This is a genomic window from Providencia sp. R33 (assembly GCF_019343475.1).
Lineage (GTDB): Bacteria > Pseudomonadota > Gammaproteobacteria > Enterobacterales > Enterobacteriaceae > Providencia.
In genome coordinates, this window is the sequence record NZ_CP072453.1 from 2,614,944 (window position 1) to 2,641,716 (window position 26,773).

Here is a 26,773-nt window from a genome sequence, read left to right on the forward strand (position 1 = left end):
ATAAGGAGGCCAGGTGCGTTATCTGATAACTTTATTTTTGAGTCTTGCGGTGCTAGTCACCGCAGGTTGCGGTTTTCGTTTACAAGGAACAACACAAATTCCTGAAGAATTGAAAACATTGCAACTGAGTTCAAACGACCCATACGGCTACCTTACGCGTGCTCTTCGGGAACAATTGCGTCTCAATAACGTGACAATTCTCGAAACAGGTAACGCGAGCGTCCCTATTTTGAAAATCACCGGTTCCAGTGAAAACACCGAAACGGTCTCAATTTATCAAGATGGTAAAGCTGCCGAGAAACAATTAACGTTCACTATGAATGCGCAAGTTTTAATGCCAGATGGTGCGATTTACCCGCTGCAAAGCCGCGTAGAACGTACTTTCTTTGACAACCCGTTAGAAGCACTTGCAAAAGATGCGGAAAAAGAGATTGTTAGGCAAGAAATGCAAGAGCAAGCGGCACGCAACATCGTCCGTAAGTTACTGTTGGTTCACTCAGCTGAACTTGAAAAAGCGAAAACTCAAGCTGCTGAAGCTAACACTCAACCATAATGACACGTATTTACCCTGAACAGCTGGCCTCTTCGTTACAAGAGTCTCTAAGAGGCCGCTATTTAATTTGGGGCAATGAGCCCCTCCTTCTTCAAGAAAGTCAGGATGCGATTCGCAAAGCCGCTATTGAGCAGGGTTTCGAAGAGCATTTTACTTTCGCCCTTGAGCAAAACACGGATTGGGATGAAATTTTTAGCCTGTGCCAAGCACTGAGCTTATTCGCCAGCCGTCAAACGCTCACCTTACTGCTCCCTGAAAATGGCCCCAATGCGGCTATGGCAGAAAAATTAAACCAGCTTTCCCAATTATTGCATGCTGATTTACTGTTAGTGCTGCGTGGGCACAAGTTAACCAAAGCCCAAGAAAACAGTGCATGGTTTAAGGCAATTAGCCAAGATGCGATTTATGTCAGTTGTTTAACACCTGAATATCAACGCTTACCTCAATGGGTATCTAAACGCGCTTACAGTATGCGGTTATCCCTCGAAGCAGAAGCAAACCAGTTGCTTTGCTATTGTTATGAAGGGAATTTATTAGGGTTAGCACAAGCCCTTGAACGACTTTCATTGCTCTATCCAGACGGCAAATTGACCTACCCTCGAGTCGAAAGCGCGGTGAATGATTCCGCTCACTTTACGCCGTTTCATTGGGTTGATGCCCTCTTAGCAGGCAAATCTCGTCGCTCATGGCATATTCTTGAGCAACTACAACATGAAGATGTTGAACCTGTTATTTTGCTACGCTCAATCCAACGGGAGTTGATGTTGTTGATTACCTTAAAACGCCAATCAACAACCACATCGTTAAAAACCTTATTTGATCAACACAAGGTCTGGCAAAACCGTCGTGGAGTGATGACTGAAGCCTTGCAGCGTTTGAGCTTACATCAATTACAATCTGCGTTAATGCTACTTACCCAAGCAGAACTTCATATTAAGCAAGATTTTAGCCATTCTGCATGGCCTGATCTTCAATCCCTGTCTATGTTGCTATGTGGCAAAGCATTCGCAGAGAATTTTATTCATGGCTAATAAGTACACCCCAAAGGAAAATACGCTTGGCTTGCAAGCGTTATTTGGCGGGACATTCGACCCAATCCATTATGGTCATTTGCGCCCGGTTCAAGCACTCGCAGAGCAAGTTGGGTTGCAGAAAGTTCTTTTGCTGCCTAACCACGTTCCTCCACATCGTCCACAGCCTGAAGCAAGCCCATCCCAGCGATTGGAAATGGTGAAATTAGCCATTCAGGACAACCCGTTATTTACGATTGACACACGGGAACTCGAAAAAAATTCGCCCTCTTATACTATTGAAACACTAACCGAATTACGCCAAGAAATGGGCGTAGCACAACCCCTAGCTTTTATTATTGGGCAAGATTCGTTGCTTTCCATTAATACGTGGCATGGGTGGGATAAAATACTAGATAACTGCCATTTATTGGTTTGCTCACGTCCGGGGTATGCAGCACAGTTTACCGACCCGAAAATGCAGGCATGGCTTTCACAACATAAAACAACGCAGCCTGAAAAATTACGCAGCACCCCTCATGGTTATATTTTTTTAGGGGATACTCCGCTTATTAATATTTCCGCTACAGATATCCGTCAAAAATTAATGGCTGGCGATAGCTGTCGCGATTTAATTCCAGAAGCTGTTTTGCAGTATATTCACCAACAAGGCCTTTACCAACGATAAGGGCTTTCCCTTAATACATCGCAATTAGGGTAAGGTGCAAAGAAATATTGTTCCTGAAGGTAGTTATCTGGATATTGCTGCAACAGTTGCTGCATCATCATTAATGGCCGATTAATAGGCAAATTCCCTTCTCGATAATCATTAATTAGCCACAGCAACCGTTTTTTTTCATCTTGCGTCGCTTTGTGTTTAAAATAGCCTTGCATATGACTAAGGGCGTTTACTTGAATATTTTTAGGTGCAACGGTCGCAAATATTTCCATCAAGCACGCTTTATATTGATTAAAAAATAACGTCAGGTCACTGCCTTTGCGAATATTCGCCACTATGCGGCCTGTTAATTGGTACCCTACAGGGGAGTAGGCCATAATCAAATATTTATGACGACTATGGAATTGGATTATTTCATGATGAGTTAACTGCTGTTGCAAATATTCAAGCCGCTGCAAAGTATATAACTGGGTTAAAAAAGCATCCCAATGGTCTATATCTTGCAGTTTATCCTCGGTTAAAATAGGGATATTCGCCGGAAATAACCCAATTAACTCGGATAGACTCTGTGTTGGACAAACCACCCCCAACGCACCACTTGCACAAGAAATACGCGATAGATTCGTTATGGATTCCACAATAGGGGCGATGTCATCCTGCATTTTTGCCGAGATGTGATTAATCCCTTCAAAAATAAAAACTTGTGGCTTAACTATTTGCACTCTATCCATCCCATTCTAAAATATTTGTTAAGGTAAGAATTTCTTTTATTATTTTGTAAAGTTAACACAAACTTCTTGCCCAAATGAGCAGATATCCCTATAAATTTCACTTCAAAATGAATAAAAAAGAATTTAGCCGATTTTTCTTAAAATCTAAGGTAAAATGACTCTGCTGAAAATGAGTCTAATTCGTTTATTGGCAGCAAACTATTTGTCTATAAACTACAAACAGTATTTAACATTCTATTCTGTTTGTTTGAATAAAAGGTGAACCTTTTGCAAGGAACTGAACTCCAAAAATTTATTATCGAAAGCCTTGATGATGCGAAAGCCGAAGATATCATCACTATCGATGTTCAAGGGAAATCAAGTATTACTGACCAGATGATCATCTGCACAGGAACCTCGAGCCGTCATTTGATGTCTGTTGCTGACAGGTTGATTGATGCTTGCCGTAAAAATGGGTTAATGCCATTAGGCGTTGAAGGGCAAGGGATTTCTGATTGGATTGTTGTTGATCTTGGCGATGCCATTGTTCACATCATGCAAGATGAAAGTCGCCGTATGTATGAATTAGAAAAACTCTGGAGCTGAGGTTGAAATTACAGCTCATCGCCGTTGGAACAAAAATGCCGGACTGGGTTCAGACCGGCTTTATGGATTATCTCCACCGTTTCCCTAAAGATATGCCGTTTGAATTAACGGAAGTGCCTGCAGGAAAACGTGGGAAAAATGCAGATATCAAGCGTATTTTGGAAAAAGAAGGCGAGTTAATGCTTGCCGCGGTAGGAAAAGGGAATCGCATTGTTACACTGGATATTCCAGGTGACCGCTGGGATACCCCAAAACTGGCTGTCCAGCTTGATAAATGGAAACAAGATGGTCGCAATATCAGTTTGTTGATTGGTGGCCCAGAAGGCCTTGCGCCTGCTTGCAAAGAGGCAGCGGAGCAAAGTTGGTCCTTATCGCCACTAACGCTACCACACCCTCTCGTTCGTGTCCTTGTTGCCGAAAGTCTTTATCGGGCATGGAGTATTACGACTAATCACCCTTATCACAGGGAATAGTCAGGTTTGAATATGTTCAAAATGGCAATGGGATGAAAACACAACGCACCCCTTTTCGCGACCATACCGCTGAATCCGTCTTATTTATTCGCCGAGCGCTAATTGCCTTCGGCGTGATTGTTATTTTGACTGCTATCCTTGTCACCAACTTACATCATCTGCAAATTGTTCGTCATGAAGACTATCAAACTCGTTCAAATGATAACCGAATTAAATTAGTCCCCATTGCACCAAGCCGCGGAATTATTTATGACAGACGCGGAACACAACTTGCGCTTAACAGCACATTTTATCAGCTTGAAATCATCCCTGAAAAAGTCGACGATTTAAAAGACACACTAGAAAAACTGCGTGATGTCGTCGATTTAACGGATGAAGACATCACCAATTTTGAAAAAGAGCGTAAACGCTCCCGCCGTTTTACCTCTATCGCACTGAAAACTCAGCTTAATGAAGTTCAGGTAGCTCGCTTCGCGGTCAATCAATACCGTTTTCCCGGTTTAGAAGTCAAAAGCTACCAGCGCCGTTCTTACCCTTATGGCTCCGCATTAACTCACGTGATTGGCTACGTCGCAAAAATTAACGATAAAGACGTAGAGCGTTTGGATAAAGAAGGCGTATTACCAAACTATGCCGCGAGCCACGATATTGGTAAGTTAGGTATTGAACGCTATTATGAAGATATCTTACACGGGAAAACAGGCTATGAAGAGGTTGAGGTCAATAGCCGTGGTCGTGTGATCCGCCAATTACATGAGCAGCCACCACAAGCAGGGCGCGATATCTACCTGACTATCGACCTAGAGCTGCAAACTTATATCGAAAAACTGTTAACCACCAGCCGTGCCGCTGTCGTTGTAACGGATCCGCGCAATGGTGAAATACTGGCGCTAGTGTCAAATCCAAGTTATGACTCAAACTTGTTTGTTAATGGTATTTCAAGTAAAGATTACCAAGCGCTACTCAATAACCCAGATAGGCCACTGATAAATCGTACCACCCAAGGGCTCTATCCTCCTGCATCGACGGTAAAACCGTTTATTTCAGTCGCCGCGCTAAGCGAAAACGTGATCACACCAAATACCACTATCTTTGATCCTGGTTGGTGGCAACTTCCTGGCTCAGAAAAACGTTACCGAGACTGGAAGCGTTGGGGACACGGCAAATTGAATGTCGTCAAATCCATTGTCGAGTCAGCGGATACTTTCTTCTACCAAGTTGCTTATGATATGGGGATAGACCGTCTTTCTGCTTGGATGACGCGTTTTGGTTTTGGGGAATATACGGGGATTGACCTTGCCGAAGAACGTTCGGGCATCATGCCAACCCGTGAATGGAAGCAAAAACGCTATAAAAAGCCATGGTATCAAGGAGACACAATCCCTGTTGGGATCGGGCAAGGTTACTGGACCGCAACACCAATCCAGATGTCGAAAGCATTGATGACGCTAATCAATGATGGGCAAGTGAAAACCCCTCACCTGCTGTATGGTACAAAGTTGGGTAACGCGATGGTGCCGTACGAAGACAAAGAAACTAAACAAATTGGCGATATCCATTCGGGATATTGGGAGCTCGCTAAACACGGTATGTATGGTGTTGCCAATGCACCGAACGGTACAGGCCGCCGCAGCTTTATCGGCACGCCATATAAAGTGGCGGCAAAATCAGGGACTGCGCAGGTATTCAGTTACGAAACCTATAATGCAAGTAAGCTGGCAGAACATTTACGTGACCACAAATTAATGATTGCCTATGCGCCTTATGATAAACCCACCATTGCTGTCGCGATTATTTTAGAAAACGGCGGTGCAGGCCCTGCGGTCGGCGATATTGTTCGCCAAATATTTGACCATGTATTGCTCGGTGATAACCGAACTGAAGTTGTCTCATCGGCAACGGGGGCGGGGGAAGATCGTTAATGATTGTTTTAAGAACCTTTTTTGTGAGCAATAAAGATTATGACTGACGATAAGAGACAAAATTCATTATCAACACGTCTACACATAGATGTGCCTATGTTATTGATCATTATTGCCTTACTTGCTTACAGTGCATTTATCATGTGGAGCGCCAGTGGGCAAGACCCAGAGATGATGGAAAGAAAGCTTGGGCAAATCGCCACTGGCTTTATTGTCATGATTGTGATGGCACAAATTCCCCCTCGCATGTATGAAAGCTGGGCGCCGCACTTGTTTATTTTTTGTGTCATTTTACTGATTTTCGTCGATGTATTTGGCCAAATCAGTAAAGGGGCTCAACGCTGGTTAGATTTAGGCTTTGTGCGTTTTCAACCCTCCGAAATCGCCAAAATAGCCGTTCCTTTGATGGTGGCTCGCTTTATGAACCGCGATTCTTGCCCACCATCGTTTAAAAATACACTGATTGCCTTAGTGCTAATTTTTGTTCCAACACTGTTAGTTGCCGCCCAGCCTGACCTTGGAACCTCGATTTTAGTTGCAACTTCAGGGCTGTTCGTTCTATTTCTTGCGGGTATGAGCTGGCGGCTTATTGCTGTCGCAGCCATCGCATTAGCTGCCTTTATCCCGCTGTTATGGTTCTTCTTGATGCATGATTATCAAAGAGCCCGCGTGATGATGCTACTCGACCCTGAAACTGACCCATTAGGCGCAGGTTATCATATCATCCAATCTAAAATTGCCATTGGCTCTGGTGGGCTTATGGGCAAAGGTTGGTTACATGGTACACAATCTCAACTCGAGTTCTTACCCGAAAGGCATACCGACTTTATTTTTGCTGTTCTGGCAGAAGAACTTGGCTTGATTGGTGTTCTTATTCTCCTAGGGCTGTATATCCTGCTGATCATTCGTGGGCTGTATATTGCCGCCAGTGCACAGAATACATTTGGCCGAGTTATGGTTGGCGGGCTGATCTTGATCCTTTTTGTTTATGTATTTGTTAATATAGGCATGGTAAGTGGTATATTACCCGTTGTTGGCGTCCCCCTTCCCTTGGTAAGTTACGGGGGGTCTGCGTTAATAGTGTTAATGGCTGGGTTCGGTATTATCATGTCGATACATACACACCGAAAATTTCTATCCAAAAGTTTATAAAATGAGGCTTAGTATGCGTTTACAATGGATAATGCTTGGCATCACTGCCGCGCTACTCAGTGGCTGTGTGACAGAAGACGTTAAGCAGGCACCTCAAGTGCCCACAAATGTGCCAACCCAAGATGTACTAGGTGCAGAGCCTCATTATGAGCCATATCACCCAACGGCGAATAACGACTATTCCCGTAATGGCCAGCAATATCAAATTGTTCGCGACCCTGCTCAGTTTTCACAAGTCGGTTATGCTTCCATTTATGGCGCTGAATCTACGGGTAATATGACCGCAATTGGCGAACGCATAAACCCAGTAGAATTAACCGCGGCACACCCGACTTTACCCATCCCAAGCTATGTTCGCATTACCAATATGATGAATGGTCGTATGATGGTGGTTCGTGTTAATGACCGCGGCCCTTATGTTCCGGGTAAAAGCATTGCGGTTTCCCGTGCAACGGCAGATCGCTTAAATTTAATGCCAACGACAAAAATCAAAATTGATGCAATTGCGGTCGCGCAAGATGGCAGTTTATCGGGTGCAGGCACCATCGGCTCGAACTTTGTTAAACAAAGCTATGCTCTACCGGGTCGCCCACAATTAGGCTCAGGCCCAATGGGCACGCCTGTAATGGAAAACTTACCAACGCCAGAAAATGCACTGCCTGTTCAACAACCTAAAGAGCCAATGCAGCCAACCATGCCAGATATGAGTTTGCAAACGCCAACGCCTGCACCTCAAGCTGCGAGTGAAGAAGCGGTACCAGAACGCGGCTTTTTAGTTCAAGCAGGGGCAATTAGCAGCCAAACAAATGCACAATCGATGCTGAATGAGTTAAAAACCCAGTTTAATGTGCCTGGTCGCCTACAGCCTTACAATGGAATTTACCGCGTGCAATTGGGGCCATTTAGCACCAGACAACAAGCTGTCGAGGTTCAAGGGCGTTTACAGTCCGAACGAAACCAAGCGTCGATGGTTGTCGCACCTTAAGACTTCAAATACGTGAAGTGGTGTGAAATAACGCCACTTCGGGTATGAAAAAGATAAAATGCAATAAAATGATTGGCGCAATGTAAAAGGGGCTTTTTTGTTCACTCACTCTTTTGCTACACTGCGCCTCCTTGTGTTAACCGAATTTCGGATGTAATGGTACAACCATGAATAATGTCGCTCCATCACGCATCGTGCGTCATACTGTGCTAGGTTCCGCACTGCTGCTTTTGACTGCAAATATTGCAACTGCTAATGAAACTTTTCCAAATACCTCAATTCCTGCGGCACCACCTATCGATGCCGAAGCTTACATTCTGATTGATTATAATTCAGGAAAAGTCCTCGCTGAAAGTAATGCAGATCAGCGCCGTGATCCTGCTAGTTTAACCAAAATGATGACGAGCTACGTGATTGGTCAAGCAATTAAATCAGGTAAAATCGGTGCAAATGACATGGTCACAGTAGGTGAAGATGCTTGGGCAACCGGAAACCCTGTGTTTAAAGGCTCTTCATTGATGTTTTTAAAACCGGGTGATCGCGTCAGCGTTTCTCAGTTAACCCGCGGTATCAACCTACAATCAGGTAACGATGCCTGTGTTGCGATGGCGGATCATATCGCAGGGGATCAAACCAATTTCGTCCAACTGATGAATGGTTATGTGAATAAACTGGGCTTGAAAAATACCCATTTCCAAACCGTCCATGGCTTAGATGCCGACGGGCAGTATAGCTCAGCGCGTGATATGGCACTGATTGGCCAAGCGCTGGTGCGTGATGTCCCTGAAGAATATGCTATCTACAAAGAAAAAGAATTCACCTTCAACAATATCCGTCAAACAAACCGTAATGGTCTGTTATGGGATAAGAGCCTCGCGGTTGATGGGATCAAAACGGGTCACACCAGTGCTGCGGGTTACAACCTTGTTGCCTCTGCCACTGAAGGTGACATGCGTTTAATTTCTGTTGTGATGGGCGGTAAAAGCAGTAAAGGCCGTGACGCAGAAAGCAAAAAATTATTAACCTACGGCTTCCGCTTCTATGAAACAGTCAAACCGTTACAAGCAGGCGTTGATTTTGCGAGTGCACCTGTCTGGTTTGGTGATGAAAATGAGGTCAAACTCGGTGTTGTGGAAGACCTCTACCTGACTATCCCACGAGGCCGTTTAAAAGACTTAAAAGCCAGCTATGAATTATCCACCACTGAGCTGCAAGCCCCATTAACGAAAGGCCAGCAAGTAGGTACAATTAGCTTCCAATTAGATGGTAAAACAATCGAGCAACACCCTCTAGCGGTACTGAAAGACGTTGAAGAAGGTGGCTTTTTCAGCCGTTTAATCGACTACATTAAACTGTTATTCCATCGTTGGTTCGGCTAGCCCTTGAAACGAAAATAAGTCATCCCCATATAGTAAGTATCAATATGTTTGTTGGATGAAGACAACTCATTGGCTGGTTTGATACCAGCCAATCTTTTTCAACCAGCGACACAATTTTAAAAAATTAGGAGTGCCCATGAAAACGAAATTAGGTGAACTGCTTGAGTTCCCATGTCCATTAACTTACAAAGTAATGGGCTTGGCACAGCCTGAACTGGTTGATCAAGTGATTGAAGTGGTACAACGCCACGCACCGGGTGATTATGCCCCTGATGTCAAACCAAGCAGCAAAGGTAATTATCACTCAGTGTCCATTACCATTAATGCCACCCATATCGAACAAGTTGAAACCTTGTATAGTGAATTAGGTGCATTAGAATTAGTGAAAGTTGTTCTTTAATGAACGCTTAACAAAAAACCGAATAGCGTCACGGCTGTTCGGTTTTTTTTGTTTTATGCATTAGATAAATAACAAATTAATAACAAAGCGAACTGGAGATATGCTTTTTGCGGAGTTATACTGCCCTCATTTGAACCGTTGGACACAATATTTTGTCAGATAAAAGCATCATTATTCGCCAACTTGGCCATGTGCCTTATCAAACGGTTTCTGATGCGATGCACCAATTTACTGAGTGTCGCACCGCTGAAACCCTTGATGAAATCTGGCTCGTCGAGCACCCGCGTGTTTTCACCCAAGGGCAAGCAGGGAAAGCTGAACATGTTTTAGCCCCTGGTGATATCCCTGTTATTCAAAGCGATAGAGGCGGCCAAGTCACCTACCATGGCCCTGGTCAGCAAGTCATGTACGTCATGCTTGATTTAAAACGCAATAAAATTGGTGTTCGTGAGCTAGTGACTGCGCTGGAAAATACAGTGGTCAATACCCTTGCCCATTTTAATATTGAAGCTTACCCGCGCCCTGATGCCCCCGGAGTTTATGTTGATGGGGATAAAATTTGCTCTCTTGGGCTACGCATTCGTCAAGGTTGTTCATTCCACGGGCTAGCATTAAATATTGATATGGATCTTGAGCCATTTAACCGTATAAACCCTTGTGGTTACAGTGAATTGAAAATGACTCAAGTTTGTGAGTTCGCCCCCAAAGTGTCATTATCTGATGTTCAGCCTGTGCTAATTAGGCAATTCTGTGACACACTGGGATTTCATATTGTTCAATAATAATGCTATAATTTTTTAACATTTTTAAAAAATATTTTAATGGGTGAGTTACGGCGCTCCCGACATTTTATTTAGAATTAGAACTTATCCATCAGCATAAAAGATAACTGGAACCGTCATATTATGAGTAAACCAATTCAGATAGAACGCGGAATTAAATATCGTGACGCCGACAAAATGGCGCTGATCCCTGTCAAAAATGTGGTGACTGAACGCGAAGAAATTCTACGCAAACCTGACTGGATGAAAATTCGGCTTCCCGCTGACTCAACGCGTATTCAAGGCATTAAAGCAGCGATGCGTAAAAATGGCCTTCACTCCGTATGCGAGGAAGCCTCTTGCCCAAACCTATCTGAATGCTTTAACCATGGTACGGCCACCTTTATGATCTTAGGAGCCATTTGTACCCGACGCTGTCCATTCTGTGACGTTGCCCACGGTCGCCCTAACGCGCCAGATGCCAACGAACCCGTAAAATTAGCTCAGACGATCAAAGACATGGCATTGCGTTATGTGGTGATCACTTCCGTTGACCGTGATGATCTACGTGATGGCGGCGCACAACATTTTGCAGACTGTATCAGTGCTATCCGCGAAAAAAGCCCATCGATTAAAATTGAAACCTTAGTACCTGATTTCCGTGGTCGTATGGATCGCGCATTAGAGATCTTAACCGCAACACCACCAGATGTGTTTAACCATAACCTCGAAAACGTACCGCGTGTTTATCGCCAAGTTCGCCCAGGTGCAAACTATGAGTGGTCGCTGAAATTACTCGAAAAATTTAAAGAAGCGCACCCTGATATCCCAACAAAATCAGGTTTGATGGTCGGTCTTGGTGAAACCAATGCTGAAATCATTGAAGTCATGCGCGATTTGCGTCGCCATGGCGTGACCATGCTGACTCTTGGACAATATTTGCAGCCAAGTCGCCACCATTTACCTGTAAAACGCTATGTAAGCCCTGCTGAGTTCGATGAGATGAAAGAGGAAGCTATGGCGATGGGCTTCACCCACGCAGCGTGTGGGCCTTTTGTACGCTCTTCTTACCATGCTGACTTGCAAGCTAAAGGTGAAGAAGTGAAATAAGGTCTGATCTTATTCACTTAGTAAACAAGAAACCTGATTTGGGCAGCTGAGTCAGGTTTTTTATTATCGATAATTCCTTGATTTTTTCCCATAAAAAAACTCGCTCCAGTTAACTAGAGCGAGTTTACAGCTGTTCGTTTCTGATTGTTAATTGTTTAAATTACAGAGAGACAACGTTAACAGCAGATGGGCCTTTAGCACCTTCAGTGATTTCAAATTCAACTTTCTGGCCTTCAGCTAAGGTTTTGAAACCGTCGCTTGTAATCGCAGAAAAATGAACAAATACATCTTTGCTACCATCTTCTGGAGTGATAAAACCAAAACCTTTAGATTCGTTGAACCACTTAACGTTACCTTTAACTTTAGACATCAAATTATTACCTTTAAAATAAAATAGACACACCATCTGTATCAAGTCCAGTACACCAGATCTTTAAGTTACTTGTCTACAACCTAGATCACGAAAATAGACTAAAATGATAAAAATATATTATTTGTTGGTCATTTTTACTCTAAACTCGATAATTATTCTTACCAATAGCAATTATCTCAATCAATAGTATCACCTATAGCGAATTATTTAGCTGTTACTTCTCATGCAGTAAAAGCCAATCCTTAATATCTAAGCCTCCCGTGTATCCCACCAGCTTACCATCGTGGCCCAACACGCGGTGACAAGGCACGATTAATGAAATGGGATTACGTGAATTCGCCATTCCCACTGCACGACAGTAATTGGCAGACCCTAACTTCAATGCTAAGTCCTTATAACTCCAACGCTCCCCATAAGGGATCCCGCATAGGTGTTTCCATACTTTTTTTTGAAACTCCGTACCATGGGGGTTTAATGCTACCGTAAACGTTTTTCTTTTATGATTAAAATATTCTTTTAATTCTTTAGCACACAGTTTGGAATGCTCATTTTTACTCTCTTTTTCTGTTTTTTCTTCAACAAAATAGAGGCTCGTGATCCCTTCGTCATCTGCCGTAATATGGACCCACGGCTTAGGAAAATTATCCGGCGTCGCTAAATATTGATGGTACATAGTATCTCCTTAAAAGGATTCATTTACCTGATTGTATATACAGTTATAGAGTAAATTATTTCTACATTGCAATGCTATTTTTTCTTAGTGTGGCAAACGGAATCATCGAATGTCTCATTTTTTATTTTCAATATAAATAACAACCTAGCCGATAATTAGAATAATTATCATTCAATATTCACTTATCACTATATATTGTGTGGTTGAAAAATTTCATATCTATATATAGTCTTTGAGTGTCAATTACCACACAACGATGCCCCTAGAAATTCAAAAGGTGAATATTATGAATAAGATTACCATTTATAGTAAGCCCAACTGCGTTCAATGTAATGCCACCTATCAAGCCTTAGATCGCAAGCAAATTGCATATCAAATAATTGACTTAACAGTGGATAACCAAGCACTTGAACTGGTTAAAAAATTAGGCTACCAGCAAGTCCCTGTCGTCATTGTGGGTGACAAACATTGGTCTGGTTTTCGCCCTGATATGATAAGCCTTCTTGCCGCATAGGAAATCCCATGAAGACTGAATCACTTATTTATTTTTCAAGTCGCTCAGGCAATTGTCATCGGTTTGTTGAAAAATTGGGCTTGCCTGCAACACGCCTCCCTATAGGGCTACACGAAATGAGCCCGATTGCCACAAAACCTTATGTTCTGCTACTTCCAACCTACGGCGGCGGTGGAACAAAAGGCGCGGTGCCAAAAGAAGTGATTCAGTTTTTAAATAACGAGGAAAACCGTTTATTCATTCGCGGTGTTATTGCTGCAGGGAATACCAACTTTGGCGATGCTTACGCTATCGCAGGGAATATTATCGCACAAAAATGCCGTGTGCCTTACCTATACCGTTTTGAACTCTTAGGTACTGCAAAAGATGTTCAATCGGTTAAAGATGGCCTACAAACGTTCTGGCAACGTGCCCACAACGAGAGCTTTTCATAATGGATACAATACAAAATAATACTGAAGTTGATTACCATGCCCTGAATGCCATGCTGAATTTATATGACAACAAAGGTCATATTCAGTTTGATAAAGATAAAGAGGCCGCACACCACTATTTCCGCCAGCATGTAAATCAAAATACTGTATTTTTCCATGACTTAAAAGAGAAATTGGATTTTCTCGTTCAAGAAAATTACTACGAAAGCGACGTATTACAACAATACAGCTTTGACTTTATTAAAGCGCTGTTTCAGCAAGCCTATGCGCACAAATTTCGCTTCCAAACTTTCCTTGGTGCATTCAAATACTATACCAGCTACACACTAAAAACCTTTGATGGCAAACGCTATTTAGAGCGCTATGAAGACCGTGTTTGTATGGTGGCACTAGCACTCGCACAAGGTTCGGAACCACTCGCTAAGCTGTATGTCGAGGAAATTATTACAGGTCGTTTCCAACCAGCGACCCCGACATTTCTCAATTGCGGGAAAAAACAGCGTGGCGAATTAATTTCCTGTTTTCTATTACGTATTGAAGACAATATGGAGTCCATCGGGCGCTCAGTCAATTCTGCACTCCAGTTATCCAAACGGGGTGGTGGAGTCGCCTTTATGATGACCAATTTGCGTGAGCAAGGCGCCCCCATAAAACTGATTGAAAACCAATCCTCAGGTGTCGTTCCTGTGATGAAAATGCTAGAAGATGCCTTTTCTTACGCCAATCAATTAGGGGCTCGCCAAGGTGCTGGTGCCGTGTATTTACATGCACATCACCCTGATATCATGCGTTTTTTGGATACAAAAAGGGAAAATGCAGATGAAAAAATACGCATAAAAACGTTATCCCTTGGTGTGGTGATCCCAGACATTACCTTCCAGTTAGCGAAAAATAACGAAGATATGTACTTGTTTTCCCCCTATGACGTTCAGCGTGTCTATGGTGTTCCCATGTCTGAAATCAGTGTCTCTGAAAAATACGCAGAAATGGTGGATAACAAAGCGATTAAAAAATACAAAATTAATGCACGGGAATTTTTCCAAACTTTAGCTGAAATTCAATTTGAATCGGGCTATCCGTATATTTTATTTGAAGATACTGCCAATAGAGCCAACCCAATTGCAGGGCGAATTAATATGAGCAACTTGTGCTCAGAAATTCTGCAAGTTAATCGCCCTAGCCTGTATGAAGAGGATTTAAGTTACCAAGAAATTGGTAAAGATATCAGCTGCAATTTAGGGTCAATGAATATCGCTAAAACGATGGATTCACCAAACTTTGCACAATCCATTGAAGCCGCAGTCAGAGCCCTGAGCGCCGTGTCCGATATGAGCAATATTCGTTCTGTACCCTCTATTGCACATGGAAACCGTCAGTCTCATGCCATCGGCCTTGGGCAAATGAATTTACATGGCTATTTAGCCCGCGAACATATTCATTACGGTAGCGAAGAAGCGCTTGATTTTACCAATATCTATTTTTATACCGTCACTTATTACGCCCTCAAAACCTCGAACCAATTAGCCATTGAACGTAAAACTGCTTTTGTTGGCTTTGAGCACTCCACTTATGGCTCAGGTGACTATTTTGATAAATATATCAACGATATTTGGTTACCAAAGACGCAAACCGTGCAGGAATTATTCCGACGCTCGGGCATCGAAATTCCTACTCGCGAAGACTGGCAGGCCTTAAAACAGTCAGTGATCACCTATGGTATTTACAATCAAAACTTGCAAGCCATTCCACCAACAGGGTCTATTTCCTATATCAATAATTCCACATCGAGTATTCACCCTATCGTTTCTCGTATCGAGATCCGTAAAGAAGGAAAAATTGGTCGAGTCTATTATCCCGCTCCATTTATGGATAATGAAAATCTTGAGTATTACCAAGATGCCTATCAAATAGGCCCTGAAAAAATTATTGATACCTATGCCATGGCCACCCAACACGTCGACCAAGGCTTATCATTAACGTTATTTTTCAAAGATGATGCCACCACTCGAGATATTAACCGAGCACAAATTTACGCTTGGACAAAAGGTATAAAAACGTTGTACTACATACGATTACGTCAAACTGCATTAGAAGGTACTGAAGTTGACGGCTGCGTATCTTGCACTTTGTGATAGGAATAAGAATATGACCACCAATACATCCGCAGCCCCTGTGAAGGCTATCAACTGGAACCGTATTCAAGATGATAAGGACCTTGAGGTTTGGAATCGCCTCACCTCCAACTTTTGGTTGCCCGAAAAAGTGCCTTTATCCAACGATATTCCATCGTGGAATACCCTCACTGAAGCAGAAAAAAAACTGACTATACGTGTCTTTACTGGATTAACACTGCTCGACACCATTCAAAACACGGTGGGTGCCCCCTGCTTAATGCCTGACGCACAGACGCCCCACGAAGAAGCCGTTTTATCCAATGTCAGCTTTATGGAAGCGGTACATGCGCGCTCGTATAGCTCTATTTTCTCCACCTTATGTTCCACTAGCGATGTCGATGAAGCATTTCGTTGGAGTGAAGAAAATAATACGTTACAGAATAAAGCTAAAATTATTCTTTCCTATTATTGCGATTCACATCCCTTAAAGAAAAAAGTGGCGAGTGTCTTTTTGGAATCGTTTCTATTTTATTCAGGATTTTATTTACCGATGTATTGGTCAAGTCGCGGTAAGCTTACTAATACTGCTGACTTAATTCGATTGATTATTCGAGATGAAGCGATACATGGCTATTATATCGGTTATAAATTCCAAAAATCATTATTGAATTATGATGAAAAAACGCAGACAGAAATAAAAGATTTCACTTTCTCATTATTATTCGATTTATATGAAAATGAAGTAAAATATACCCAAGAGTTATATGACTCGGTTGGTTGGACAGAAGATGTCAAAAAATTCTTACATTATAATGCCAATAAGGCCTTAATGAATTTAGGCTATGAGGCCTTATTCCCCGATACCGTCACTGATGTCAGTGCGGCAATATTATCTGCACTATCCCCTGATGCGAATGAAAATCATGATTTCTTCTCAGGCTCAGGTTCTTCTTATATTATTGGCAAAGCGGTCAGCACCGAAGATGATGATTGGAACTTTTAATCATTTGATTAGTTTACCTTACATTTAACTTAAGCTTTTACTCATTAATATACCCTGATGAATAATAACAACTTTATTTTTCAGGGTATTTTTTAGGCTAAAAAACACTCAAATTAGTTCGTTTTTTATAGGGATATCTGTTCAATTATTCATTTTTAATGAATCAATCTGGCAATAATTTTCATTTTTCTATTTTTAAGATTAAAAATAGATTAGAATAATTAATATTATGTGCATTTTACCTTATTTATTTTTATTCATCGTTTATTGCATTATTGTCGCCAAAAATTTGTCCCCATTGACCTGCTCACCTTCATTTCTCTATTTTCAATTCTGACAAAATAAATACAGCCTCACCAGCTAGTTAGCTAATCTAAATAATTTCAATTTTCTTATTCATATTAGTCATTCTCATTTGTTTGTTTAAAAAAAACTTAGTGCTTTCACTCGCATTTTTTTGATTAATTCTACTTAACCAAGGGTTGCCAGCTTTTTTTATTATGCTAGGGTTTATTGCTTGCAATTTTTACTAATAATCTAACCAGGAGCATTTGAATTTAAACCATAATGAATAAACCCATTAAATTAAAATAGGAATTTCTGCCCTAATAATTTTCAACCGATAGCCGCTGTTTAGGTCTTAAATAGGCAAGACTATCATTATTGAATCAACACAATTCATTTTGGGCTCCAACTCTTTTTGTTGATTGAAAATTGGGTAAATAATATATGGCAATAAAATTAGAAGTTAAAAACTTATATAAAATATTTGGGGAAAATCCTGACTCCGCATTTAAGCTTTTAGAATCAGGAATGGACAAAGATGCTATCTTTGAAAAAACAGGCCTCACGGTCGGTGTTCAAGATGTCAATCTGGCGATTGAAGAAGGCGAAATCTTCGTAGTTATGGGGCTTTCGGGTTCAGGGAAGTCCACTTTGGTGCGCCTCCTCAATCGCCTGATTGAACCCACCAGCGGCCAAGTGCTGATTGATGGGGACGACATCTCTGATATTTCCGATAAAGCCCTGCGCGACGTACGTCGAACAAAAATCAGCATGGTGTTTCAATCCTTCGCCTTAATGCCTCACATGAATGTGATTGATAATACCGCATTTGGCATGGAGCTTTCGGGCATTTCGAAACAAGACCGCCATAAAAAAGCGATGGATGCGCTGAATCAAGTGAACCTCGAAAAGTGGGCTAATTCATATCCCGATGAGCTTTCTGGTGGAATGCGACAACGTATTGGCCTAGCGCGAGCACTCGCCAACGACCCTGATATTCTATTAATGGATGAAGCTTTTTCTGCGCTTGACCCACTCATTCGAACAGAAATGCAAGATGAACTGCTTTCTTTACAAGGGGATAAACAACGTACTATCGTTTTTATCTCCCATGACCTCGATGAGGCTATGCGAATTGGTGACCGCATCGCCATTATGCAAGGCGGCGTCGTCGTTCAGGTCGGTACTCCTGATGAAATACTAAATAACCCAGCTAATGACTATGTTAGAACCTTCTTCCGTGGGGTTGATATTAGCCAAGTGTTCAGTGCCAAAGATATTGCACGAAGACGCCCCGATGCCCTGCTGCATATCGCGCCTGGCTTTGGGCCTCGTTCTGCCCTAAAAGTGCTGAATGATGAAGACCGCTACCATGGCTATTTGCTTTCACGAGGCCATACCTTTGCGGGAGTTGTCTCCGTTGAGTCCTTAGAAAAAGCGCTGCACGACAAAGCAGGTATTGAAGCGGCAATATTACCAGATATTGTGCCGATTCAAGGTGATACCTCCTTAAATGAAGTCATCTCTACGATTGCACAAGCGCCTTGTGCAGTGCCAGTCGTGAATGAAAAAAATCGTTATCTAGGGGTGATTTCGAAAGGCATGCTGCTACAAGCACTGGATAAGGAGACGCCAAATGAGTAAGCAAAACCAAGAAAATACCATTGACCAACAGGATCCGTGGGCCAATACCCAAGTTGAGCAAACACCCGCTCAGACGCCTGACACAACTCAATCTGACGATCCTTGGGCGGCAAGTTCCACACAAGATCAAAGTGCTGCAGATGATCCGTGGGGCGGTTCATCCGCAACAGATACTGCACCAGATTCAGGATCTAGCGATTGGCTTGATGCCGCACCAACAGATAGCATCGCAGCGGATCAGTTTAATATTATGGATCCATTCCAGCACACGCTTATTCCGCTTGATTCATGGGTTGCGCATGCCATCGATTGGGTTGTTCTCAACTTTCGCCCAGTATTCCAAGGCATACGAGCCCCTATCGATTTCATTCTCAGCGGGTTTGAACAGTTTCTCACCTCGCTGCCATCTCCCGTGGCCATTATCATTTTTGCATTACTTGCTTGGCAATTAGCAGGACGAGCAATGGGCGTGGCAACCTTTATTTCGATGATAGCCATCGGGGCAATTGGTGCTTGGTCTGAAGCCATGGTGACATTATCGCTGGTGCTTACCTCATTGCTGTTTTGTATTGTGATAGGGTTACCGCTGGGGATTTGGCTGGCACGCAGTGAAAGAGCAGCCAAAATCATCCGCCCATTACTTGATGCGATGCAAACTACACCTGCATTCGTCTACTTAGTGCCGATTGTCATGTTGTTTGGTATCGGTAATGTGCCCGGCGTCGTCGTCACCATTATATTTGCCTTGCCCCCCATCATTCGTCTGACCATTTTAGGTATCAAGCAAGTCCCTGCCGACTTAATTGAAGCGGCTGAATCATTCGGTGCAAGCCCTCGCCAAATGTTATTCAAAGTGCAATTACCACTCGCAATGCCAACTATCATGGCGGGAGTTAACCAAACACTGATGTTAGCGCTTTCAATGGTGGTTATAGCTTCGATGATTGCAGTTGGTGGTTTAGGCCAAATGGTATTAAGGGGGATTGGTCGCCTTGATATGGGGCTCGCGTCTGTCGGGGGCGTTGGTATTGTTATTCTCGCTATCATTTTAGACCGTTTCACCCAATCTTTGGGGCAAGATACCCGAGGTAAAACACCGGTTCGTTGGTATCAAAAAGGCCCTATTGGGCTGGTTATGCGCCCGTTTTGTAAAAAAACCAATTAATCATACATCCTCCATTCACCGAAGTGCCATTCATTTGGCACTCAGACTGCTGACAAACCGAATAGGTTTGGCGGTAGACTCGATAGGTTTTGAAAAAATCAAAGAAAATCAATTCATTGATTTTCGACAAATAACACAAAGCAGGAAAAATCACGCTTTTATCCTGCTTTGTCAACAACCTCAGCGCCATTCATTTGGCACTCAACTTGGCTCTTTACATTAATGCCAAGCTCGCTGCGAAATAAAACAGAGGGAACAATATAATGAAACATAAAATCATTCTTGCATCTGCACTGACAGCTATATTTACCGTTCCATTGGCAGGTGCTAACGACCTGCCAGGTAAAGGGATAAAAATTAACCCTGTACAAAGTACAATCAGCGAAGAAACATTCCAAACACTGATCGTCGCTAAAGCCCTCGAAGAGCTCGGCTATGATGTTCAACCGATCAAAGAGGTCGACTATAACGTGGCTTATGCATCCATTGCGAATGGTGATGCGACTTACTTAGCCACCAGCTGGGTTCCTTTGCATAATGCACAATATGACGCTGCTGGCGGTGATAAGGTATTTTATCGCCAAGGTAATTACGTCGTTAATGCAGCTCAAGGCTACCTCATCGACAAAAAAACCGCAGAAAAATACAACATTACTAACATTGAGCAACTTAAAGACCCTAAAATTGCCAAGCTCTTTGATTCAAATGGCAATGGTAAAGCAGATTTAACCGGATGTAACCCGGGCTGGGGTTGTGAAGCCGCCATCAATAATCATTTAAAAGCCTATGATCTTGAAAAAACAGTCGATCATAACCAAGGTAACTACGCAGCGATGATGGCAGATACCATTACTCGATATAAAGAAGGTAAACCTATTTTATATTATACGTGGACACCTTATTGGATCAGCGATGTGCTCAAACCGGGTCGTGATGTGGTCTGGCTAGAGGTGCCTTTCTCTTCAATGCCAAACGGTGAAAAAACAGACACTAAGCTACCTAACGGGAAAAACTATGGTTTTCCACCGAATACCATGCATATCGTCGCTAACAAAAAATGGGCAGCGGATAACCCATCTGCGGCAAAATTATTTGAAGTAATGAAACTGCCAATTGCTGATATCAATGCGCAAAACTTAAGAATGCATAACGGTGAAGCATCACAAGCGGACATCCAACGCCACACCAATGCTTGGATAAAAGCGCACCAATCCACTTTTGATGGTTGGGTGAAAACAGCACAGGAAGCCGCTAAGTAAGCTTAAATCACACAATAAAATGACTAAAGCCACCCGCTAATCTGGGCGGCTTTTTTACATCAATGACAAAAAGAAATAAACCAAGGTAATGAATTTTGTTTATAGTAGTCACCTAGCTAATAATAGGTAACCTACATGAAACAGACCCAAACTGCTGAGCTAACAACGGGCCTCACTATTTTGATGGCCATTGCAACAGGCCTTATCGTAGCCAGCAATTACTATGCCCAGCCGCTGTTAGACACCATTGCTGTGCAATTTAACCTGACGACCAACATGGCAGGATTTATTGTCACCGCCGCACAGCTTGGTTACGCCGTTGGTTTACTGTTTTTAGTTCCTCTTGGGGACTTATTTGAACGTAAACGTCTTATTTTATTCATGACGTTTCTTTCTGCTTCAGGCTTACTCATTACTGCGCTTTCAACCAATATTTGGCAGATCCTATTAGGCACTGCACTGACAGGGCTGTTTTCTGTTGTTGCTCAAGTACTGATCCCGATGGCCGCCTCTATTGCGCATCCTAATAAGCGAGGTAAAGCGGTTGGTATCATTATGAGCGGCTTGTTGCTCGGAATTTTACTGGCGAGAACGGTATCTGGCGCTGTAGCAATGGTCGGCGGCTGGCGCGCTATTTACTGGGTCGCATTTATTTTATTAATTATCTTATTAATTGTATTAGCGATTAAATTACCCCGCTATCATCAGAAAGCAAATCTTAACTACTTCCAGTTACTTTGCTCTATTGGCCGCTTATTTTTTAGTACGCCTGTTTTGGCGGTTAGAGCGTCACTTGGCGCGCTCTCTTTTGCTAATTTTGGTTTATTGTGGACAGCAATGGCATTTTTATTGGCAAGCCCGCCATTTAACTATTCTGAAGGGACAATCGGTTTGTTTGGCCTTGTTGGTGCTGCCGGTGCATTAATGGCATCTCAAGCTGGCCACCTTGTGGATAAAGGCAAAGGTAAAATAATCACTACCGTTGGGCTGGTGTTATTACTGCTTTCTTGGCTACCCATTGGCTTAGCAAAACATTCCTTAGTCGCCTTTATTATTGGTATTCTGGTGCTTGACCTCGCAGTTCAAGCAGTACATGTTACCAGCCAAAGTACCTTGTACCGTATTATGCCTGAAGCGCGTAACCGCCTCACTGCCGGGTATATGACCAGTTATTTTATTGGCGGAGCACTCGGTTCACTATTATCAGGCTATGCCTATGAACGCGCAGGCTGGGAAGGCGTGGCGATTGCAGGTGTTAGTTTAACCGCCTTGAGCTTAATTATTTGGGCCATCGGTATCCGATTCGATCCCACTATCTCGACGTTAGAAGAGTAATCACTCTCCCCCCTTTCTACAGCTGATAATGTTTTTTCTTAAATGTTATCAGCTGCACATTAACACATAAAAAAACATAATATATTCAAAGTAGAACAGTCACTTTTTTTCTTTATTTAAGCGTATAACTCATAAATAATATCAATAATTCGAGATAATAATAATATATTGTTATAGTTACTACAGCGAAAGTTAGCAAATGACACAGTTAAACAAATACTATATCTCATTTGGACGGTATAATTATTGTTAATTATGGCAATAATTATTAGCAGAAATAATAATCCAAAAACAAAAAATAGGTATTTCCATCTAATCAATAGCAATATCTATCTAACTTGTAATTATTGGGTAACAAAAAAAATGGTATTGAGTTAATGCGATGTAATTATATATTGTTTTATATGATTTTGTTTGATGTGTAAATTGCATTTTTTTGGCTAATTTATATCCAAATATACTTAGGTAGGCTAAAAATATACATTGCGCTATACTGAAACCCATAAATTACATTCATAAAATTTATGAATCATGTATCATTATCAAAATAAAATCATCGATATTAATTAAGTATAATTGCTAATTCTCTCTTTTAATATACCATTTAGATGGTTGATGACAGTTGCAATCTTACCAACTGAAACTAATAAGGTATCCAAATAATGGAAAGTTCATTTACACCGACAGAAGCACTATTAAATGCTCGCGTCGCGCAACAAGATACACACGAAAAACCAATCCCGTATCAAGAGATACTTTTGACTCGCTTATGTATGCATGTTCATGGGAAATTACTTGAATCTCGCAATAGCATGTTACGAGCTCAAGGAATTAATGAAACTCTCTTTATGGCGTTAATGATTTTAGATACAAAAGATTCACGCAGTATCCAACCTTCAGAACTCAGTGCTGCACTAGGTTCATCTCGTACCAATGCAACCCGTATCGCGGACGAACTGGAAAAAAATGGTTGGATTGAACGCAAAGAAAGCCACAATGACAGACGTTGTCTACATTTACACCTTACCGAAAAAGGTTCAGAGTTTTTAAGTAGCTTATTGCCACCACAGCACAGTGCGCTAATCGATATCTGGTCGTCTTTAGATGCTGATGAAAAACAGCAGCTTGATAAACTAATGCGAAAATTACTGACAAAACTGGATACTATAAAAGATTAACCATTGTTTTTGTAAGGTTAATGTATTTGAGGCATTCTGATACTCAAAGGCGAAAAAAAACTTTTCAGCCTGCAATATTTCATTATCCTTTTACCTTATGCTTTACGATATTCCCATCAAGTAGCAAAATCATTTGTAGTCTCAGTTTCCAGTGGTTAAGCACTAACTACTGGAAACAACCGTGATCCTTATCCATCGAAAATGGAGTAATACCAGTATGAGTTCCCCTGAGGAAATGCAACAAACGCAAGCTCCCCAACGAAATAAAAAAAGACAGCGCAGAAATGCCTTAATGTTTTTAACTTTTATTTTTATCGCTATTGGCGTGGGCTGGGGTATTTACTGGTATTTAGTCCTTCGACATTATGAATCAACAGATAACGCTTACGTTGCGGGTAACCAAGTGCAAATACAATCCCAAGTATCTGGGAGTGTCATGACCGTTAACATTGATAATACTGACTTTGTACAAAGCGGCACAGTACTCGTTGAACTTGACCCGCGAGACGCCGAACTGGCACTGGATAAAGCCAAAACCGAGCTGGCAAATAGCGTGCGTCAAACCCGCCAGCACACCATTAACAGCCGCCAGCTACAAGCGAATATTGATGTAAAACGCTCAGAATTGAGCCGATTACAAAATGACCTAAAACGTCGTGAAGTATTAGGCAACAGCAATTTAATTGGTAAAGAAGAGTTGCAACACGCACGTGAATCCGTTGTCAGTGCAAAAGCCGCACTGGATATGGCCGTTGAACAATATAATGCCAACCAAGCAATCGTCCTCAATACGTCCATTGAAAAGCAACCTGCGGTTGAGCAAGCTGCGACTCAAGTTCGTAATGCATGGTTAGCCTTACAGCGCACCAAAATTGTTAGCCCAGTAGACGGCTATGTTTCTCGCCGTAGTGTGCAAATTGGCTCACAAATCACGCCATCAACCCCATTAATGGCCATTGTGCCATCAAGTGGCATGTGGATTGATGCCAACTTTAAAGAAACGCAACTGGCAGATATGCGTATTGGCCAGCCTGCAAAAGTCACAGCAGACTTCTACGGCAAAGATGTGGTCTTTAACGGTACTGTGGTCGGTTTAGATATGGGAACAGGCAGCGCGTTTTCATTATTACCCGCACAAAATGCCAGTGGAAACTGGATTAAAGTGGTACAGCGCCTCCCCGTACGTATTGCGTTAGACCCTGCACAACTTGAAGAACGCCCATTACGTATCGGTTTGTCCACGGAAGTGACTATTGATACCCTCAATAAAGATGGAAAAGTACTGTCAAAAGGCATGCGTGATACACCAGCTTACCATACATCTGCATTAGCAGTGGATATGTCTCCTGCGGACAAAATAGTTACTGAGATAATTAATAATAACGCTGGAAACAAATAAGTGGGAGCACAATACTCATGACTGCACCACTTACAGGCTCAAAACTGGCTTGGATGACCATCGCCCTCTCACTGGCGACATTCATGCAAGTCCTTGACTCAACCATTGCGAACGTTGCTATCCCAACGATTGCGGGTAATTTAGGCGCATCTAACTCCCAAGGAACGTGGGTAATCACCTCGTTCGGCGTGGCAAATGCAATCTCCATTCCCGTCACGGGTTGGTTGGCACGGCGTATTGGTGAAGTTCGGCTATTTTTATGGTCAACGGGTCTTTTTGCATTAACATCTTGGTTATGCGGCATTTCTGGCAGCTTAGAAATGTTGATTTTATTCCGTGTGTTGCAAGGTTTAGTCGCGGGTCCACTGATCCCTCTATCCCAAAGCTTACTGCTTAATAACTATCCCCCCGCCAAACGTAGTATGGCGCTGGCGCTTTGGTCGATGACCATTGTGGTCGCGCCAATTTGTGGGCCTATTCTTGGTGGCTATATCAGTGATAACTACCATTGGGGATGGATATTCTTCATCAACGTTCCATTCAGTATTGCGATTATTTTTGCCATCATGCGCACCTTAAAAGGCCGTGAGACAAAAATTTCTATCCAACGTATTGATACTGTTGGTTTAGTTTTATTGGTTGTTGGGATTGGTGCACTGCAAATCATGCTCGACCAAGGGAAAGAGCTGGATTGGTTTAACTCAACCGAAATCATTGTGTTGACAGTAATTGCCATTGTGGCGATTGCCTTCTTAATTGTCTGGGAGTTAACCGACGATCACCCCGTCATTGACCTCTCTTTATTTAAGGAGCGCAATTTTACTATTGGCTGCTTATCCCTTAGCCTCGCCTACATGTTGTACTTTGGTACCATCGTATTGCTCCCGCAGCTATTGCAAGAGGTCTATGGTTATACTGCAACATGGGCGGGATTAGCCTCTGCACCCGTTGGGTTACTGCCACTACTCATTACACCAATCATCGGTAAATTTGGTAACCGCATTGACATGCGTTATTTAGTGACATTCAGCTTTATTATCTATGCTGTCTGTTACTACTGGCGTGCTTATACCTTTGAACCGGGTATGGGTTTTGCAGCAGCAGCTTGGCCGCAATTTGTTCAAGGTCTCGCTATTGCCTGCTTCTTTATGCCATTAACCACTATTACCTTATCGGGGTTACCCCCTGAAAAAATGGCATCGGCATCCAGCTTATCTAATTTTACCCGAACGCTAGCAGGGGCAATTGGTACCTCGATTACCACGACAATGTGGACGCAAAGAGAATCCATGCACCATGAAAATCTTGCAGAATTTGTCAATCCGTACAATCCAAATGCACAGCATATGTACAGTGAATTGGCACAGATTGGTATGAATGAGCAGCAAAGTGCAGCTTACTTAGCGAAAACCATTACAGATCAAGGACTGATCTTATCTGCAAATGAAATTTTCTGGTTATCTGCGGGGATCTTCATTTTGCTGATGGTGATCGTTTGGTTTGCTAAACCGCCATTTGGCGCAGGGTCGAAAGACGGTGGTGGCGCTCACTAATCTCAATTTAACCCTACATTTCGGTGTGGGGTTATTTTTTGCTTCATCCTTTCCTATCAAATACACTTGTTCAATCATTAACCCGCTCAGGTAAACAATCATGA

At 42.4% G+C, this 26,773-nt stretch carries 26 protein-coding genes; 23 read left to right on the forward strand and 3 right to left on the reverse strand.

Annotated features, from left to right (window positions below):
* The first annotated feature begins 13 nt into the window (after window positions 1-13).
* From lptE to nadD, 3 genes are read left to right on the forward strand one after another with little or no spacing between them, the layout of a single operon-like run.
* On the forward strand, window positions 14-553 hold the full coding sequence (gene lptE, locus J6836_RS12295; RefSeq protein WP_219244332.1) for an LPS assembly lipoprotein LptE: 540 nt from the start codon (window positions 14-16) through the stop codon (window positions 551-553).
* The gene (holA, locus tag J6836_RS12300; RefSeq protein ID WP_219244333.1) at window positions 553-1,584 is read left to right on the forward strand and encodes a DNA polymerase III subunit delta; all 1,032 of its coding nucleotides are present in this window, start codon (window positions 553-555) and stop codon (window positions 1,582-1,584) included. The genes lptE and holA overlap by 1 nt, the downstream gene beginning before the upstream one ends.
* Window positions 1,577-2,251 (forward strand): nicotinate-nucleotide adenylyltransferase, encoded by a 675-nt coding sequence (gene nadD, locus J6836_RS12305; protein WP_219244334.1) that lies wholly within the window; start codon window positions 1,577-1,579, stop codon window positions 2,249-2,251. The genes holA and nadD overlap by 8 nt, the downstream gene beginning before the upstream one ends.
* Here the strand turns inward: nadD and J6836_RS12310 are convergent.
* A complete protein-coding gene (locus J6836_RS12310) occupies window positions 2,239-2,964 on the reverse strand; it encodes a YbgA family protein (protein ID WP_219244335.1) in 726 nt (241 codons plus the stop codon). The genes nadD and J6836_RS12310 overlap by 13 nt on opposite strands.
* Before the next feature lie 267 nt (window positions 2,965-3,231).
* Between J6836_RS12310 and rsfS the strand changes: the two genes are divergently transcribed.
* The 9 genes from rsfS (at window position 3,232) to lipA (ending at window position 11,740) form a co-directional block, all read left to right on the forward strand.
* The gene (rsfS, locus tag J6836_RS12315) at window positions 3,232-3,558 is read left to right on the forward strand and encodes a ribosome silencing factor (protein WP_206085261.1); all 327 of its coding nucleotides are present in this window, start codon (window positions 3,232-3,234) and stop codon (window positions 3,556-3,558) included.
* Between the two features lie 2 nt (window positions 3,559-3,560).
* Window positions 3,561-4,031 (forward strand): 23S rRNA (pseudouridine(1915)-N(3))-methyltransferase RlmH, encoded by a 471-nt coding sequence (gene rlmH, locus J6836_RS12320; protein WP_219244336.1) that lies wholly within the window; start codon window positions 3,561-3,563, stop codon window positions 4,029-4,031.
* Between the two features lie 32 nt (window positions 4,032-4,063).
* Window positions 4,064-5,953 carry a peptidoglycan DD-transpeptidase MrdA gene (gene mrdA, locus J6836_RS12325; protein ID WP_219244337.1) on the forward strand — a complete coding sequence of 630 codons (1,890 nt, stop codon included), beginning with the start codon at window positions 4,064-4,066 and terminating at the stop codon, window positions 5,951-5,953.
* Window positions 5,954-5,992: 39 nt separating this feature from the next.
* Entirely contained in the window at window positions 5,993-7,105 is a 1,113-nt protein-coding gene (gene mrdB, locus J6836_RS12330; RefSeq protein ID WP_219244338.1) for a peptidoglycan glycosyltransferase MrdB, read from the forward strand.
* A 13-nt stretch (window positions 7,106-7,118) separates the two neighbouring features.
* On the forward strand, window positions 7,119-8,090 hold the full coding sequence (gene rlpA / locus J6836_RS12335) for an endolytic peptidoglycan transglycosylase RlpA (protein ID WP_219244339.1): 972 nt from the start codon (window positions 7,119-7,121) through the stop codon (window positions 8,088-8,090).
* A 167-nt stretch (window positions 8,091-8,257) separates the two neighbouring features.
* Window positions 8,258-9,469 (forward strand): D-alanyl-D-alanine carboxypeptidase DacA, encoded by a 1,212-nt coding sequence (gene dacA, locus J6836_RS12340; RefSeq protein WP_219244340.1) that lies wholly within the window; start codon window positions 8,258-8,260, stop codon window positions 9,467-9,469.
* Window positions 9,470-9,605: 136 nt separating this feature from the next.
* Entirely contained in the window at window positions 9,606-9,869 is a 264-nt protein-coding gene (gene ybeD / locus J6836_RS12345; RefSeq protein ID WP_047756149.1) for a DUF493 family protein YbeD, read from the forward strand.
* Between the two features lie 218 nt (window positions 9,870-10,087).
* Window positions 10,088-10,651: a lipoyl(octanoyl) transferase LipB gene (lipB, locus tag J6836_RS12350; protein WP_255586417.1), complete on the forward strand. Its 564-nt coding sequence runs from the start codon at window positions 10,088-10,090 to the stop codon at window positions 10,649-10,651.
* Window positions 10,652-10,774: 123 nt separating this feature from the next.
* Complete coding sequence (lipA, locus tag J6836_RS12355; protein WP_219244342.1) at window positions 10,775-11,740, forward strand: lipoyl synthase; 966 nt, start codon at window positions 10,775-10,777, stop codon at window positions 11,738-11,740.
* A gap of 160 nt (window positions 11,741-11,900) precedes the next feature.
* Here the strand turns inward: lipA and cspE are convergent, their stop codons facing one another.
* Both cspE and J6836_RS12365 read right to left on the reverse strand, forming a co-directional pair.
* Window positions 11,901-12,110 carry a transcription antiterminator/RNA stability regulator CspE gene (cspE, locus tag J6836_RS12360; protein WP_008915010.1) on the reverse strand — a complete coding sequence of 70 codons (210 nt, stop codon included), beginning with the start codon at window positions 12,108-12,110 and terminating at the stop codon, window positions 11,901-11,903.
* A gap of 217 nt (window positions 12,111-12,327) precedes the next feature.
* Window positions 12,328-12,786 (reverse strand): methylated-DNA--[protein]-cysteine S-methyltransferase, encoded by a 459-nt coding sequence (locus J6836_RS12365; protein ID WP_219244343.1) that lies wholly within the window; start codon window positions 12,784-12,786, stop codon window positions 12,328-12,330.
* Window positions 12,787-13,072: 286 nt separating this feature from the next.
* On the opposite strand from J6836_RS12365, the gene nrdH reads away from it, so the two are divergent.
* The 11 genes from nrdH to emrB all read left to right on the forward strand — a co-directional run bounded on the left by nrdH (window position 13,073) and on the right by emrB (window position 26,669).
* A complete protein-coding gene (gene nrdH / locus J6836_RS12370; RefSeq protein ID WP_219244344.1) occupies window positions 13,073-13,300 on the forward strand; it encodes a glutaredoxin-like protein NrdH in 228 nt (75 codons plus the stop codon).
* Window positions 13,301-13,308: 8 nt separating this feature from the next.
* Window positions 13,309-13,734, forward strand: coding sequence for a class Ib ribonucleoside-diphosphate reductase assembly flavoprotein NrdI (nrdI, locus tag J6836_RS12375; RefSeq protein ID WP_219244345.1), 426 nt, complete (start codon window positions 13,309-13,311; stop codon window positions 13,732-13,734).
* Window positions 13,734-15,866: a class 1b ribonucleoside-diphosphate reductase subunit alpha gene (nrdE, locus tag J6836_RS12380; protein ID WP_219244346.1), complete on the forward strand. Its 2,133-nt coding sequence runs from the start codon at window positions 13,734-13,736 to the stop codon at window positions 15,864-15,866. Before nrdI ends, nrdE begins: the two co-directional genes overlap by 1 nt.
* Before the next feature lie 13 nt (window positions 15,867-15,879).
* Complete coding sequence (gene nrdF / locus J6836_RS12385) at window positions 15,880-16,851, forward strand: class 1b ribonucleoside-diphosphate reductase subunit beta (RefSeq protein WP_219244347.1); 972 nt, start codon at window positions 15,880-15,882, stop codon at window positions 16,849-16,851.
* A gap of 729 nt (window positions 16,852-17,580) precedes the next feature.
* Window positions 17,581-18,780, forward strand: coding sequence for a glycine betaine/L-proline ABC transporter ATP-binding protein ProV (gene proV, locus J6836_RS12390; RefSeq protein WP_219244348.1), 1,200 nt, complete (start codon window positions 17,581-17,583; stop codon window positions 18,778-18,780).
* On the forward strand, window positions 18,773-19,945 hold the full coding sequence (gene proW / locus J6836_RS12395; RefSeq protein WP_219244349.1) for a glycine betaine/L-proline ABC transporter permease ProW: 1,173 nt from the start codon (window positions 18,773-18,775) through the stop codon (window positions 19,943-19,945). Before proV ends, proW begins: the two co-directional genes overlap by 8 nt.
* A gap of 263 nt (window positions 19,946-20,208) precedes the next feature.
* Complete coding sequence (proX, locus tag J6836_RS12400) at window positions 20,209-21,204, forward strand: glycine betaine/L-proline ABC transporter substrate-binding protein ProX (RefSeq protein ID WP_219244350.1); 996 nt, start codon at window positions 20,209-20,211, stop codon at window positions 21,202-21,204.
* Window positions 21,205-21,339: 135 nt separating this feature from the next.
* Complete coding sequence (locus tag J6836_RS12405) at window positions 21,340-22,539, forward strand: MFS transporter (RefSeq protein ID WP_219244351.1); 1,200 nt, start codon at window positions 21,340-21,342, stop codon at window positions 22,537-22,539.
* A 662-nt stretch (window positions 22,540-23,201) separates the two neighbouring features.
* Window positions 23,202-23,717 carry a transcriptional repressor MprA gene (gene mprA / locus J6836_RS12410; protein WP_219244352.1) on the forward strand — a complete coding sequence of 172 codons (516 nt, stop codon included), beginning with the start codon at window positions 23,202-23,204 and terminating at the stop codon, window positions 23,715-23,717.
* A 217-nt stretch (window positions 23,718-23,934) separates the two neighbouring features.
* On the forward strand, window positions 23,935-25,116 hold the full coding sequence (emrA, locus tag J6836_RS12415; protein ID WP_219244353.1) for a multidrug efflux MFS transporter periplasmic adaptor subunit EmrA: 1,182 nt from the start codon (window positions 23,935-23,937) through the stop codon (window positions 25,114-25,116).
* Between the two features lie 17 nt (window positions 25,117-25,133).
* Window positions 25,134-26,669 (forward strand): multidrug efflux MFS transporter permease subunit EmrB, encoded by a 1,536-nt coding sequence (emrB, locus tag J6836_RS12420; RefSeq protein ID WP_219244354.1) that lies wholly within the window; start codon window positions 25,134-25,136, stop codon window positions 26,667-26,669.
* Window positions 26,670-26,773: the final 104 nt, after the last annotated feature.